Origin of the sequence: Lactococcus taiwanensis (assembly GCF_017068355.1) — a bacterium.
Classification (GTDB): Bacteria; Bacillota; Bacilli; order Lactobacillales; family Streptococcaceae; genus Lactococcus; species Lactococcus taiwanensis.
The window spans coordinates 59416-74231 of record NZ_CP070872.1 but is presented as its reverse complement, the minus strand read 5'-3'; the positions used below and the strand labels follow the sequence as shown (position 1 = coordinate 74231).

Annotated in this window: 10 protein-coding genes; 8 read left to right on the top strand and 2 right to left on the bottom strand. The window is 40.0% G+C overall.

Translation table 11 applies throughout. The annotated features are described in order from the left end of the window. Window positions 1-50: 50 nt before the first annotated feature. Together JW886_RS00415 and JW886_RS00410 are read right to left on the bottom strand one after the other, a co-directional pair. The gene (locus JW886_RS00415) at window positions 51-1049 is read right to left on the bottom strand and encodes an LTA glycolipid anchor biosynthesis glycosyltransferase, IagA/BgsA family (RefSeq protein ID WP_075525579.1); all 999 of its coding nucleotides are present in this window, start codon (window positions 1047-1049) and stop codon (window positions 51-53) included. Window positions 1050-1169: 120 nt separating this feature from the next. Next, window positions 1170-2390 carry a S1C family serine protease gene (locus tag JW886_RS00410; RefSeq protein ID WP_205872031.1) on the bottom strand — a complete coding sequence of 407 codons (1221 nt, stop codon included), beginning with the start codon at window positions 2388-2390 and terminating at the stop codon, window positions 1170-1172. 381 nt (window positions 2391-2771) lie between these two features. Between JW886_RS00410 and rlmH the strand changes: the two genes are divergently transcribed. The 8 genes from rlmH to JW886_RS00370 all read left to right on the top strand — a co-directional run bounded on the left by rlmH (window position 2772) and on the right by JW886_RS00370 (window position 14811). Beyond that, entirely contained in the window at window positions 2772-3251 is a 480-nt protein-coding gene (gene rlmH, locus JW886_RS00405) for a 23S rRNA (pseudouridine(1915)-N(3))-methyltransferase RlmH (protein WP_205872030.1), read from the top strand. 17 nt (window positions 3252-3268) lie between these two features. Beyond that, on the top strand, window positions 3269-3979 hold the full coding sequence (locus JW886_RS00400; protein ID WP_200407585.1) for a DNA alkylation repair protein: 711 nt from the start codon (window positions 3269-3271) through the stop codon (window positions 3977-3979). 81 nt (window positions 3980-4060) lie between these two features. Then, window positions 4061-4387, top strand: coding sequence for a preprotein translocase subunit YajC (yajC, locus tag JW886_RS00395; RefSeq protein ID WP_075525582.1), 327 nt, complete (start codon window positions 4061-4063; stop codon window positions 4385-4387). Between the two features lie 501 nt (window positions 4388-4888). Further along, the gene (locus tag JW886_RS00390) at window positions 4889-5623 is read left to right on the top strand and encodes an isoprenyl transferase (RefSeq protein ID WP_075525583.1); all 735 of its coding nucleotides are present in this window, start codon (window positions 4889-4891) and stop codon (window positions 5621-5623) included. Further along, window positions 5623-6426: a phosphatidate cytidylyltransferase gene (locus tag JW886_RS00385; protein ID WP_075525584.1), complete on the top strand. Its 804-nt coding sequence runs from the start codon at window positions 5623-5625 to the stop codon at window positions 6424-6426. Before JW886_RS00390 ends, JW886_RS00385 begins: the two co-directional genes overlap by 1 nt. A 19-nt stretch (window positions 6427-6445) precedes the next feature. Then, window positions 6446-7759, top strand: a complete 1314-nt coding sequence (rseP, locus tag JW886_RS00380) for an RIP metalloprotease RseP (protein WP_075525585.1) — start codon at window positions 6446-6448, stop codon at window positions 7757-7759. A 61-nt stretch (window positions 7760-7820) separates the two neighbouring features. Next, window positions 7821-9674 (top strand): proline--tRNA ligase, encoded by a 1854-nt coding sequence (locus JW886_RS00375; protein ID WP_200407580.1) that lies wholly within the window; start codon window positions 7821-7823, stop codon window positions 9672-9674. 229 nt (window positions 9675-9903) lie between these two features. Beyond that, window positions 9904-14811, top strand: a complete 4908-nt coding sequence (locus JW886_RS00370; RefSeq protein WP_205872029.1) for a PolC-type DNA polymerase III — start codon at window positions 9904-9906, stop codon at window positions 14809-14811. Window positions 14812-14816: the final 5 nt, after the last annotated feature.

Below are 14816 nucleotides of genomic sequence, written 5' to 3'. Positions count from 1 at the left end.
CCCATTTAACAATTCTTCTTTGATAAACTGATGGCTCCGTCAGTTAGTTTTTAAAGTTCTAGAGCTTGCTGGTAGGCAGCTACAAGTTCATGCGCAACCTTTTCAATAGTTCGCTCTTGTGCAACATCGAATCCGGCAGCAGTCTTATCGACTTTTCCCTCTAAAATCTCTTCAAGCTCCTGGACAAATCCGTCAATATCAGAGGCCATGCTGACGGATGAAGTATCCAACCAGCCTTTATAGACAGGAATATCCCGAATCAAAGCTTTTTGATGACTAGCCAAAGCTTCAAGCACTACAATGCCCTCGGTTTCTTCACGTGAAGGGAAAAAGAAACAATCGGCAGCGGTCATCGCCCCTTCAAAAACCTCCCCTTTTATATAGCCAGGGAACAAGACATTTTTGGGATGATTTTTTTTAACAATTCGCCGTACCCAGCCAGGGATGGTCCAAAGGTTTTGATAGCCAAACCAAATGAAAGTAACTTCAGGCATTCGCTCCGCAACTTTTACAAAATCATCAATCCCTTTACGTTTAAAGTAAAGACCGGCGGTAATAACCACTTTTTGATTACTTTTGAGATTAAAGTATTCTTGAAAAGCTTGCTCTTTTTCAAGAGAACGCTCATACTTTGCTAAATCAATTCCATTTGATATTGGTAAAATTGGACATTTGATTCCATAAGCACGAAGAAGGCTTGCAGAGTACTCAGTAGGTGTGATTACAAGATCTGCTGCGCGATAAAAGCGCATGAGATATTGTTTGAAAAAAGGTGCAACCAAATTAGACCCTACGAATGAATTACGAAAATCTTCTTTTGTAGAATGTCCATGAAAGACAACTTTCTTACCAGCTTTTTTGGCTTTTTTAAGCATTTTCCAGCTGCCAAATCCATAAGTATTCAAGTGGAGAATATCATAATCTTCTGAGGGATCTTTCGTCCAGTCCACTCCCATAAGATCCAATGCGCGTTGTTGATGTTTCATTGCTCGTCCAATTCCTGAATGACTCAGGAATTCTTCGGCTTCTAAGTAAAGTAAAATTTTCATGCTTAACTCATATTTTACCATAAAACGGATAAAGAGAAATGTAATACTTTCATTTTATTAAAATTTCAGACTTTAGACCTAAAAAAAGCCCACCTTAGGTGGGTCTTTTTTATTAAGTAATTAGTTGCTTGACGAGCTTGAACTGTTGGTATCAAGTTCACTTGTTGTCTTGTCTAACTTAATATTAGCAGTATGTGATTTTCCGTCGCGATAATAAGTCACTTTGACAGTATCATTGACATTATGAGAATAAAGAGCACTTTGTAAATCGGTAGATGAAGTAACGGAAGTATCCCCAACCTTAGTAATTACATCCCCCGCTTTCAGGCCAGCTGTAGCAGCAGGCATACCTGATTGTACAGAATAAACCACGACCCCACCTGTGACACTACTTGGTAAGTTAAGTTGAGAGCTGTCATTAGTTGATAAGTCAGACAAATCAACCATTCGGATACCCAAGGCAGGGCGGGAAACTTTGCCATCGGATTCCAACTTATTAATAATATTTACTACATCGTTAGAAGGGATAGCGAATCCCATGCCTTCGACACTTGTTGAGCCATCTTCTGTAGTTGTCAGTTTACTTTGGGTAATCCCAATTACTTGACCATCAATGTTGATAAGCGCTCCCCCAGAATTCCCTGGATTGATTGCTGCATCTGTTTGAATAGCATTTATATTAGTCGTTTGCCCATTCTCTTGAGAGAGAGTTACTTGGCGACTTGTGGCAGATAGTATCCCTTCTGTTGCGGTATTGGCAAATTGACTTCCTAGAGGTGAGCCGACTGCAATGGTCGGTTCACCCACTGTCAACTTGCTAGAATCTGCAAAAGTTGCTACGTCTTTCACATGTTCTGAGCTAATTTTTAGTACAGCAAGGTCTGTATATTCATCGTAACCTACTACCTTAGCACTTACCTTTTGTCCGCCTGAGAGTAAGATATCCAGAGAATCATTGCTCGCAATAACGTGGTAGTTTGTTACCACATAGGCGGAGTCTCCATCTTTCTTGTAGATAACCCCGGAACCCTCACTTGCTAACTGAAGACTATCAGATGAGGCGCTTGAACTTTTATTGCCAAAAATAGAGCTGAAATCATCAGAACTGTTTTGCTTTTGATAATTCATGACGGATACAACAGAACCTGAAACTTTCTTGATTGCTGCTGTCACATCTGTACTGACATTCACTGAAACATTGCTTACTTTTGTACTGGTTGTGTTACTTGAGCTCGTTCCATTTTGATTAGTGGTCGTTTGATAGATGGCACTACCTCCTAGAGCAATAGCACCTCCCACAACACCTGTCAAAAGCAATTTTCCTAGATTACCTTTAGCCATAAATCATTCCTTTCAATTAATCCTTTTTCTTGTTTTATTATAAGGTGATTATATCCATCTACACTTAATAATACCTTAATAGTTGTAAAAAAAGAAGTAAAATACTTTACTTTCCACATAATTGTGGATAAGTGTTTTTTGAATGGGTATAAGTGGATATAATGAGATGGTTTTCCACAGAAAAGTGGATAAAAGTGTAAAAATGTTGATAAATCATGTTTTCATCTTGTTTTCACTTGAGGAAAAAGGTAAAATTATAGGGGGAAATTAAGTTAAAGTGATCGTTTTCTTAATTCTTCAGCAAAATATCCCAGATTACTTGGGGAAAAATATTGTAATTTTATGCGAAAACATTCAACGCCAGTGGAAAATACGAGAAATATGAAAATTAAATTAATTGTTGTAGGGAAATTAAAAGAGAAGTATTTAAAAGAAGGAATCGGAGAATACTGTAAACGTATGAGTACGATGTTACCTTTGGAGCTCATAGAACTTTCAGATGAAAAAATTCCAGATCATGCTTCAGAAAAAGAGCAAGAGGCCGTTAAATATCGAGAAGGTCAAAAAATCCTTGCTCGTATACAAGAGGGGGATAAAGTGGTGCTTCTCTCTATTCAGGGTCAACTCATGTCTTCAGAAGAGCTTGCACTTCTTGTAAAAGAAGCCGAAGTTTATGGTACCAGAAATCTTGTATTCGTTATTGGAGGTTCTTTAGGCCTCTCCCAAGAAGTTTATCAACGCAGTGACATCCAAGTTTCTTTTGGGCGCATGACTTTACCACACCAATTGATGCGACTCGTGTTAGTGGAGCAAATATATCGTGCACAGATGATTAACAGGGGATCGGCATATCACAAATAGTGGGTAAAGGAGAAAAAATGATCGATATTGTTGAGCAATTTCGTGCTCATAGAGATGAGAGGATCGCAGAGGGACAAGCGGCTTATTTGCGACACCAATTTGAATTTATTGGATTAAAGACTCCTGAGCGTCGTGCACTTCAAAAAGAGTTTTTACGAGAAAAAAAGTTGGATGCTAAAGTAGATTGGCCTACAGTTTGGGCGCTTTGGTACCTACCTGAACGTGAGTTTCAATATCTGGCCCTAGACTATCTGCGAAAAATGAAAAAATACCTCCAAGCGTCTGACTTAGAAAAAATAAAAAAACTCGCCCTGAGTAAATCTTGGTGGGATACAGTCGATAGTTTGGATGAATTGGTAGGTTTTTTACTCCTTCAGGAAAGAAGTCAAGGGTTGCAAGAGAACACCAATGAAAAAAATGTGGTGAATTCAACGATCAGGGATTGGGCGACAGCGGAAAATTTTTGGGTACGGCGAATCGCAATTGATTGTCAGCTCGGTTTTAAAGAAAAGACGGATGAAGTGCTACTAGCGTTTGTGATTGGACAGAACTTAGCTGGCTCTACCTTTGAAAAAGAATTTTTTATCAATAAGGCTATAGGTTGGGCCTTGCGTGATTTCTCAAAAACAGATCCACGATGGGTAGCACATTTTATTGATAATAATCGCGCTCAAATGAGTAATCTTTCTATTCGTGAAGGAAGTAAATATCTCAAAAGCTCAATTTGACAGAGCTTTCAAACTATGCTAAAATGAAAACAATGTTCAAAATTGAACTTAAATTTGAATAAAACTTAAAAGGAGACAGAAATGTCAGGCTTATCTCTTATTTTTATCGTTATTGTGATGGGTGGGATGATGTTCTTCATGAACCGCCAACAAAAGAAACAACAAGCGAAACGTCAAGAACAATTAGATGCAATGCAACCTGGTTCAGAAATTGTAACCATTGGTGGTTTACATGGTGTGCTTTCAAGTATTGATACAGCTAAAGGAACAATCGAACTTGATTGTGAAGGGGTCATCCTTACTTTTGATCGTGCTGCTGTAAAAACGATTAAAAGTGGTGTGACACCCGCTTCAACAGTAGAAACACCAGCAGAACCTACTGTTGAAAGTCCAATTGAAGAAAATTAATTAACTTTTCCTAGGTGCTGAATGTAATTCAATTCGGCATGAAGTTCCATTTTTGAACTTACAGATCTGTCAGTTGATTTTCAAACTGGTACAATTAAGATGATTCTTACAAAAACCTATCAGTTTGCTGATAGGTTTTTTCTTTGAGTGGACAAGAATTGTGAAAGTCTAAACCTTAGAAAAAAGTTTTTCACTTTTCAGGAAAGATTGGAAAGTATGAGGGAAAGTCAATGCACAGATTAGACTCTTCAGGTAATATGAAAGAAAGTCTAGTCTGATGAGTAGAAAATTTGAGCTACAATTCTCTCTTGAAATATGGTAGAATAGGAATATTAATACTGTCTTTTCCCGAAAATCAAGCGTTGATAATCTTTTGGAAGAGAAAAAACAGTTTCAGGTGGCTTACTTTCTATAATCTAAAAGTAAAAAGAAGTTCACTCAAAAACATATGGGTGATTATAGAAAGGAGTCAGCTCCTGATAAGTTCCCTTGTGAGGTACTATGTTTAATAACTTAAAAAATAAAGAACAAGAAGCAGCACTGCCCGAGCATGTTGGTGTCATTATGGATGGTAATGGACGCTGGGCAAAAGCTCAAGGTAAACCACGTATTTTTGGTCATAAATCAGGAATGGATGCTCTGAAAAAAGTAGCTGTTCATGGAGCAAGACGAGGGCTAAAGGTAATGACAGTCTATGCCTTCTCCACTGAAAATTGGGCTCGTCCCGTTGATGAAGTCAAATTCATCATGAGTCTTCCCATCGATTTTTATGGAAAATATATGCCAACACTCAAGGCAGAAAATATCCAAATTCGTATGATTGGTGAGCGTGAAGGTATGCCAAAGGCAACTTTAGCTTCAATTGATCGAGCCGCTGAGGAGACAGCAGAAAATACAGGAATGATTTTAAACTTTGCGATGAATTATGGTGGCCGTCGTGATATTATTTTAGGGGTACAAAAATTAGCACGTGCAGGAGTTGATTTGACAACTTTATCTGAGGAGGAGTTGTCAGATCAGCTTCAAACAGCAATTTTACCCAAAGCACTCCGAGATCCTGATTTAATTATCCGAACTTCGGGTGAACAACGTATGTCCAATTTTTTAACTTGGCAGGCCGCTTATAGTGAATTGTATTTTGCAGATACGGCTTGGCCGGATTTTGATGAAGCTGAACTTGATAAAGCAATCTCGGTCTTTCAAAAACGGGAACGCAGATATGGAGGATTGAAATAATGATGCAACGGATTATTACGGGAGTGATTGCAGGAGGAATTTTCCTTGCCTTACTCTTACTTGGAGGATTATATTTTCAGATACTAATAGCCCTCCTAGTCATTATCGCTATGCACGAACTTTTTCGTATGTACAAGTTACAGTTACTGTCATTTGAAGGGATTTTGGCGACTTTAGCAGCACTATCGCTTGCTCTTCCTGTTGGCAAAGATTGGTTGGGACTTAACGTTGATGGCGGAATGATGTTGTTTACACTCTTTCTTTTCGCAATGCTTACAGGCATGGTCTTTTCAAATGGGAAGTATTCATTTGTTGATGCAGGTTTTCCTTTCATCTCGGCCTTCTACGTAGGTATTGGTTTTCAAAATCTGCTTACCGCACGTGAAAGTAGTGTCTACATTGTTTTCTTAGCGCTTTTTATTGTTTGGGCGACAGATATTGGTGCTTATGCTTTTGGTCGGACTTTGAAAGAGAAATTTCCTCAAAAACTTCTCCCTTCCGTTTCGCCTAATAAAACAGTGATCGGCTCATTGGGAGGAATCTTTTCAGCAGTAGTTGTCGCTCTTATTATGTACTTCTTGTTCACCAAAGAAATGCCTGAAATTGGCTATCTCAAACTTACTTTGTTTACCGTAATTTTTTCTATTGTAGGTCAAATCGGAGATCTTGTAGAATCAAGTATCAAACGTCATTTTGGTGTCAAGGACTCTGGTAAGTTATTGCCTGGTCATGGTGGTATTTTGGATCGCTTTGATAATCTGATTTTCGTTTTCCCAATTATGCATTTACTAGGACTGTTCTAATTTTTAAGGAGGAAGTCAGTTGATAGAAACTTTGGTTACTTTTATTATCATTTTTGGTATCATAGTTGCCATTCATGAGTATGGGCACCTTTGGTGGGCCAAGCGTGCAGGTATTTTAGTGCGTGAGTATGCGATTGGAATGGGACCAAAAATCTTTGCACATCAAGCAAAAGACGGAACCCTCTACACCATCCGAATTCTCCCTCTAGGAGGCTATGTTCGTTTAGCAGGTTGGGGTGATGATAAAACGGAAATTAAAAAGGGACAAGCTGCGAGTCTTGCTGTCAGTATAAAAGAAAAGCAACATGCTGCTGATACACCGGTCAGTGAAAGCGTGTCTTCTGATACACAGAGCAGTGAGGAGGTTACACGAATTAACCTTTCTGAACGTGTGGAGCTTGATCAGGCTGTTCCCATGCTCATCACAGATTATGATTTTGAAGAAGCGCTGTTCATCGAAGGCGAAGTATTTGGAGAAATCAAGCGCTATCCTGTAAATCATGATGCCACTATTATTGAAGAAGATGGGACGGAGGTACGTATTGCTCCGCTTGATGTTCAATATCAATCGGCAGGTGTCTTTCATAAAATGCTTACCAACTTCGGTGGGCCACTCAATAATTTTATTTTAGGAATTATTGCCTTTATTGTCTTAACTTTTGTCCAAGGAGGAGTCCCTTCACCAACCAATGCTATTGGTCAGGTTGAAAAAGGGACCCCAGCCTACCAAGCAGGTCTAAAAGCTGGCGACAAAATCGAAGCAGTGAATGGAACAAAAACTGCAAACTGGAATGAGGTGGTTACAGAAATCTCAGGTTCAGAAGGTAAAAAACTTGATTTGGCGATTGAGCGAAAAGGTTCGAGTCAATCCATCAGCGTGACCCCTCAAAAAATAGACGGGACTTATCGTGTTGGGATTATGCAAACGGTCAAAACAGGAGTGGTGGATAAAATAACAGGTGGTTTCGTTCAAGCTGGACGCGCAGCAACTGCTATTTTCCAAGCACTTGGGAACCTGCTCGCACGACCGAGCCTTGACAAATTAGGAGGACCCGTTGCAATTTACCAACTGAGTGGCGAAGCTGCTCGTGCAGGACTTCCTTCTATCATCTATCTTTTAGCCATGCTTTCAATTAACTTGGGTATTGTTAACCTTTTTCCCATTCCCGTATTGGATGGAGGAAAGATTGTCCTGAATATTATTGAAGCAATCCGAGGCAAGGCGTTGTCGCAGGAGAAAGAGTCTATTATTACCCTTGTAGGTGTCGTTTTTATGGCAGTGCTCTTTATAGCGGTCACTTGGAATGACATTCTCCGTGCCTTTGTCCATTAAACTTTCAAACCTCTTTTGAAATTAAAGAAGTCAAACCATATCGTAAAGGAAATTTTTTATTATGAAACAATCAAAAATGCTTATCCCAACTCTTCGGGAAATGCCCTCTGATGCACAAGTTATCAGTCATGCGCTTTTAATGCGTGCCGGCTATGTTCGTCAAGTTTCGGCAGGTATCTATGCCTATCTGCCTTTGGCGAATCGTGTACTTGAAAAATTAAAAAATATCATGCGAGAAGAGTTTGAAGAAATTGGGGCAGTAGAACTCTTAGCTCCAACATTATTAACCGCAGATTTATGGCGCGAATCTGGACGTTATGACACTTATGGTGAAGATCTCTACAAATTGAAAAATCGTGATAGCTCTGATTTTATCTTGGGTCCAACTCATGAAGAAACCATGACAGCGCTCGTTCGTGACGAAATCACGTCATACAAAAAACTCCCTTTGAATGTCTATCAGATTGCGACAAAATATCGTGATGAAAAACGTCCACGTTATGGTTTGCTCCGTGGTCGTGAATTCATTATGAAAGATGGTTATAGTTTCCACGCAGATCAAGATTCACTTGATGAAACTTATCAGGATTATAAAAAAGCATATGAAAAAATCTTTGAACGTGCTGGCTTAACTTTTAAACCTATTATCGGTGATGGTGGAGCCATGGGTGGAAAAGATAGCCAAGAATTTATGGCTATTACAGATGATCGTACAGATCTTGAAAAATGGCTCGTCTTGAGTAAAAATATCACTTCAATCGATGAAATTCCTGAATCTGTTTTGGCTGATATTAAAGAAGAACTGGGGAAATGGTTAGTTGCAGGTGAAGATACAATCGTCTATGCAGACGGTGGCGATTACGCAGCTAACCTTGAAATGGCAACGAGTCAGTTTGACCCTAAAGCGGCATACACCGAAGAGTTAGAGCTTGAAAAAGTTGCAACTCCAGATGCTAAAACGATTGACGAAGTTGCTGAATTTCTTAAGGTGGACCAATCTCAAACAATTAAAACATTAGTTTTTCGCGCAGATGATGAGTTAGTAGTAGTTTTATTGCATGGTAATGATCAACTTAATGAAGTTAAATTGACCAATTATCTTGGTGCAGACTTAGTCGAAGCAGCAAGTGAGGCGGATGTTGAGGCAGCCTTTGGGGTTCATTTTGGTTCATTAGGTCCAGTTGGTCTAAAAGAGGTGCGTATTATAGCTGATCGCGAAGTCGAATTAGTTAAGAATGCCATCGTAGGTGCAAATGAAGATGGTTTCCACTACAAAAATGTTAATATCGGCCGCGACTTTGAAGTGTCTGAATTTGTAGATTTACGTACCGTTAACGAGGGTGAAGTTTCCCCAGACGGTCGGGGAACTTTAAAATTTGCTCGTGGGATTGAAATTGGACACATCTTCAAGCTAGGTACTCGTTACTCAGAAGCAATGAACGCCAATGTTTTAGATGCCAATGGACGTGCTATCCCAATGATTATGGGGTGTTATGGGATTGGGGTTAGTCGCTTGCTTTCAGCTATCTTAGAACAGTTTGCACGAATCTACGTGGAAAAAACACCAAAAGAAGAATACAAATTTAGCTGGTCTATCAATTTCCCTAAAGAACTCGCGCCGTTTGATATCCACTTGGTACCCGTGAATATTAAGGACGAAACAGCTATGGCCCTTACGGCAGAGCTTGAAACGAAACTTCGTGCAAAAGGCTATCAAGTCCTAGTAGATGATCGTAATGAGCGGGCAGGTGTTAAATTTGCAGATAGCGATTTGATTGGTTTACCAGTCCGTGTTACCATCGGTAAAAAAGCTGCTGAAGGTATCGTTGAAGTGAAAATCCGTGCTACAGGTGAGGTTGTGGAGATCAATAAAGATGAATTGGTCAACACCATCGAGATTTTGAATCAAAACTAAAAAATCCATACTTTTATAGCTACTGACAGCCTTGTCAGCAGCTTTTTTTGTTGGATGAGCGCTAAAAAGTAAACTGCTCTAAGCCTCAAATTATGATATAATGGTCAATGAACGCTGATTTCAAAATGGAGTTAAGTGGTCTAATTTTGGACATCAAGACTTCCAGTTTTTTCAGCATTACAAGGGTTATAACTCTTCAAATAATAAAAAGAAAAGGGCGATATATTTCATGGCAAATCTGTTTGAAAAATTGATGGATCAAATCAATCTTCCGCCACATCTGCGCAATTCTGAACAATTTATGCAGGCTGAAATTGAAAATGTCGAAGTGCATACTGCAAGTAAACTTTGGCGTTTTTACTTAATTTTTGACAAAATTTTGCCAATCGAAACTTATAAGTTACTGACAGAGCTGTCAGCGACTGCTTTTGCGACTATTGCTCGTACAGAAGTTGTAATCAAGCCCCGCGATAATGCTTTTGATGAAGACTTATTAAATGATTATTATCAGTATGCGCTGACACTGCCTGAACTATCTGAATCGGCATTTTCTAGTATTTTTAAAAAATATCATTTGGAAAAACGTGGCGTCCAACTTAATCTCTTGGTTGAAGACAATCCGCGGATGGATTGGTTTGTTCAGAAATATTTTCCAGTATTAGAAGAAAAGTTTGCTGACTTTGGTTTTGGAAAATTAACGTTGCGCCCTGTGGTTGATGAACAACTGACCGCATTGCAAGCAGCTGCGCATGCTGAAAAAGTTGCTGCAAGACTCGCAGCCCAAACTGCAGAGCAAGCTCAGGTATCAGAACTAAAAAAACAACGCACTCAAGAGCAAGAGACTAAACATGCGCGTGAGCCTAAAGCCGAATTTGTGGAAACTGCTTTGGATGATGGAGTGGCTTTTGGACGAAAAATCAGTGGACAAAGTCCCATCACCAGTATGTCTTTTATAGCAGGTGAAGGTTCTGGAGTTATATTTGAAGGTGTGGTTTTTGAAGCGGCTCACCGTGAATTTACAGGGAAAGAATCTGGCAAAACGAACCACATTCTTGAAATGAAATTGGCAGATGAGACTTCTACTTTTATGATTTCTAAGTGGGGGCGCAAAGAAGAAGAAATCGCACAATTTGATCATATTGTCCAAGCGGTAAAAGCGCAAACCGAGCGGATGTTTACTGATGAGTCGGTCAGCTGGGCTGAGCTCTTAGCAGAAGGATTGTGGTTGCGTGTTCAAGGTAATATTGAGCATGATAAATACAAAGATGACTTGGTAATGACGGCCAATGCAGTTGTTGAGATTAAACCTAAGCCAACGGCAGATCGAGTGGCACTCCAAATCAAGGCTGTCAAATCGGATAAAATCCAACTTGGACGAGAAATTAAAAATAACGAACCAGTAACACCCATGCGTTCGGTTAGTGAATTTTCAACTAACGGACCGGTTGTTTTTGAAGGTTATGTTTTTAAAGGGGAATTGCGAGAAATAAAATCCCGTAAAACGGGGAATATCAGCTATTTGTTAGAATTTGAAATGACGGATTATACCTCCAGCTTTTATGTCCAAAAATGGGTACGCGGTGATGAAGAAATCAATCTTGCTAAACAAATTAAACCAGGATTGTGGTGCCGTGTACGTGGAACAGTCCAACGTGATACTTTTAAAAATGATTTGGTCTTGCAGCTGAGTGATCTAATCGAAATTCCTACGCAAAATGTGCGGGAGGATAAAGCTGATGAAAAACGGGTGGAATTCCACGCGCACACTAATATGAGCCAGATGGATGCTATTCCCTCAGCTTCCAGTTTGGTAGCTCAAGCCGCTAAGTGGGGACATAAAGCCATTGCTATTACTGACCATGGGGGCTTGCAATCTTTCCCAGAAGCTCACGCTGCAGGAAAAAAACATGGGGTCAAAATTATCTATGGTGTTGAGGCCAATCTCGTTGAAGATAAAATTCCTATTGTTTACAACGAGGCCGATGTGGATATGTACGAATCAACTTATGTGGTCTTTGACGTAGAAACTACAGGCTTGTCAGCTGTCAACAATGACTTGATACAGATTGCGGCCACTAAGATGCATAAAGGTAACCCTATTGATGAGTTTGATGAATTCATTAATCCAGGTTATCATTTGAGTGAATTTACTACAGAATTGACCGGTATTACGGATGAGCATCTCAAAAACGCAAAACCACTCTATGAAGTTTTAACACATTTCCAAAAATTCTGTGAGGGTACAATACTTGTAGCCCACAATGCTACTTTTGACGTGGGCTTTATGAATATGAATTATTCCCGTAATGGTCTGCCTCTCATTACGCAGCCCGTCGTGGATACATTAGAATTTGCTCGCAATCTTTATCCTGAAATGAAACGTTTTGGACTTGGTCAACTGACTAAAAAATTTCAAATCGGACTTGAGCATCACCATATGGCCAACTTTGATGCGGAGGCTACTGGTCGACTCCTCTTTGTGTTCTTAGAAGAACTCCGCACGCGAAACACTGGTTGGCGTAGCCTTTTGGAACTTAATGACAAGCTGGTCAGTGAAGATTCCTACAAAAAAGTGCGCCCTAAACACGTGACATTGTATGCAAGAACGCAAGAAGGGTTAAAAAATCTCTTTAAGATTGTCAGCTATGGTAACGTTCGTTATTATTCAGGTGTGCCTCGTGTACCACGCTCTGTTTTACAAGAAAATCGGGCAGGACTCCTCGTGGGTTCGGCCTGTGAAGTAGGCGAGGTCTTTGATGCAATCACAAACAAGACTTTTGAAGAAACATTAGAAATTGCGAAATTCTATGATTTTATCGAGGTATTCCCGCCAGCGCTCTACCGTGCTTTAGTGGTGGGAGGTTCTTTCAAATCTGAAAAAGAATTAGAACAAACTCTCAAAGATTTAATCAAGGTCGGAAAAACATTGGGTAAGCCTGTGCTCGCTACAGGAAATTTACATTATCTTAATCCAGAGGATGCCATTTATCGTGAAATTATTGTGCGTTCATTAGGGCTCGGTGCCGAAATCAACTGGACTCAAGGTCATGGTGAACATGCCAAGCCTCTGCCCCTGCCAGAAGCACATTTTCGAACAACTGATGAAATGTTAGAAGCTTTTAGCTTTTTAGGAGAAAAACTTGCCCGTGAAATTGTCATTGAGAACACGAACAAATTAGCAGATGAGTTTGAAACACTAACACCAGTGCGTGATGATTTGTATACGCCAAAGATGGTATTTGATGGTGGAGAGACTTCCGAGGAGCGCATTGTTCGCTTAACCTATGAAAAAGCGCATGAGTGGTATGGAAATCCCTTGCCAGATTTGATTGATGCCCGACTTGAAAAAGAATTACGTTCGATTTTGGGGAATGGCTTCTCCGTGGTTTATATCATTTCCCAAGAATTGGTTAAGCGTTCTAATGATCGTGGTTATATCGTTGGATCGCGAGGATCGGTCGGATCGAGCCTAGTTGCTACGATGATTGGGATTACTGAGGTTAATCCATTAGCGCCACATTATCGTTGTCCGGAGTGTCAATATTTTGAAGCATTTGAAGATGGTACTTATGGATCAGGCTATGATATGCCTGATAAAGACTGTCCGACATGCAATCATAAATTGATTAAGGATGGTCATGATATTCCATTTGAGACTTTCCTAGGCTTTAAAGGAGATAAGGTTCCCGATATTGACTTGAACTTTTCTGGGGATGATCAACCCTTTGCTCACTTGGATGTACGGGATATCTTCGGGGAAGACTATGCTTTTCGGGCGGGTACCATTGGTACAGTTGCTGAAAAGACCGCTTTTGGTTTTGTCAAAGGCTATGAGCGAGATTATGACCAATACTATGGGAATGCTGAGATTGATCGTTTAGCCGCAGGTTCTACTGGTGTTAAGCGAACAACAGGTCAGCACCCCGGTGGGATTATCGTTATTCCTAACTACATGGATGTCTATGATTTTTCTCCGGTCCAATACCCTGCTGATGATGTAACGGCAGAATGGCAAACCACTCACTTTGATTTCCATGCCATTCATGACAATATCTTAAAACTTGATATCCTTGGGCATGATGATCCCACAATGATCCGGAAGCTGCAAAGTTTATCAGGTATTGTTCCACAGGATATCCCTATGGATGATCCGGGAGTTATGAAACTATTTAGTGGGACAGAATCTCTCGGCGTTACAGAGGAGCAACTCGGCGTAAAACTTGGGACGTTAGGAATTCCTGAAATGGGGACCTTTACTTCCATGAATATGATTGCAGAGGCTAAGCCAAAAACTTTTGCTGATCTACTCCAAATTTCCGGACTATCACATGGTACGGATGTCTGGTCGGGAAATGCTCAAGATTTGATTCGCTCCGGAATTGCAGATTTATCAAGCGTAATCGGTTGTCGTGATGACATTATGGTTTATTTGATTCATGCAGGCCTGGATAATTCAATGGCCTTCAATATCATGGAACGTGTCCGTAAAGGAATGTGGAGTAAGATTTCTGCCGAAGAGCGGGAGAAATATGTTACAGAAATGCGCGCTCATGATGTACCAGAGTGGTATATTGAATCTTGCTCAAAAATTAAATATATGTTTCCGAAAGCCCATGCCGCTGCCTATATTATGATGGCTCTGCGTGTGGCCTACTTCAAAGTCCACTATCCTATTTATTATTATTGTGCTTGGTTCTCAATACGAGCAACAGCTTTTGATATTGGAGTAATGGGTGCAGGCCTTGAAGCGGTTAAAGCTAAAATGAAAGAGATTAAAGACAAAGGTTTTGAAGCTACAAATGTAGAGACTAACCTGTATACAACTTTGGAGCTCTGTAATGAAATGCTCGAGCGCGGTTTCACTTTTGGGAAAATAGATCTCTATCGCTCAGAAGCCACAGAATTTGTTATTGATGGCGATACGTTGATCCCTCCTTTTGTTACAATGGATGGCTTGGGAGAAAATGTCGCTAAACAGATTGTAGCTGCGCGTGCAGAAGGTGAATTTTTAAGTAAGATGGAGCTCAGAAAACGGGGAGGCGTTTCTCAGACTATCATTGAAAATATGACCAACATGGGAATATTAGAAGGAATGCCTGATGATAACCAACTCAGTTTATTTGAAGATTTCTTTTAAAAAAG

Excerpts from the sequence above, each read along its gene's own strand:
- JW886_RS00415 (WP_075525579.1), bottom strand. The coding sequence starts at position 1,049 with ATGAAAATTTTACTTTACTTAGAAGCCGAAGAATTCCTGAGTCATTCA.
- JW886_RS00410 (WP_205872031.1), bottom strand. The coding sequence starts at position 2,390 with ATGGCTAAAGGTAATCTAGGAAAATTGCTTTTGACAGGTGTTGTGGGA.
- rlmH (WP_205872030.1), top strand. The coding sequence starts at position 2,772 with ATGAAAATTAAATTAATTGTTGTAGGGAAATTAAAAGAGAAGTATTTA.
- JW886_RS00400 (WP_200407585.1), top strand. The coding sequence starts at position 3,269 with ATGATCGATATTGTTGAGCAATTTCGTGCTCATAGAGATGAGAGGATC.
- yajC (WP_075525582.1), top strand. The coding sequence starts at position 4,061 with ATGTCAGGCTTATCTCTTATTTTTATCGTTATTGTGATGGGTGGGATG.
- JW886_RS00390 (WP_075525583.1), top strand. The coding sequence starts at position 4,889 with ATGTTTAATAACTTAAAAAATAAAGAACAAGAAGCAGCACTGCCCGAG.
- JW886_RS00385 (WP_075525584.1), top strand. The coding sequence starts at position 5,623 with ATGATGCAACGGATTATTACGGGAGTGATTGCAGGAGGAATTTTCCTT.
- JW886_RS00375 (WP_200407580.1), top strand. The coding sequence starts at position 7,821 with ATGAAACAATCAAAAATGCTTATCCCAACTCTTCGGGAAATGCCCTCT.
- JW886_RS00370 (WP_205872029.1), top strand. The coding sequence starts at position 9,904 with ATGGCAAATCTGTTTGAAAAATTGATGGATCAAATCAATCTTCCGCCA.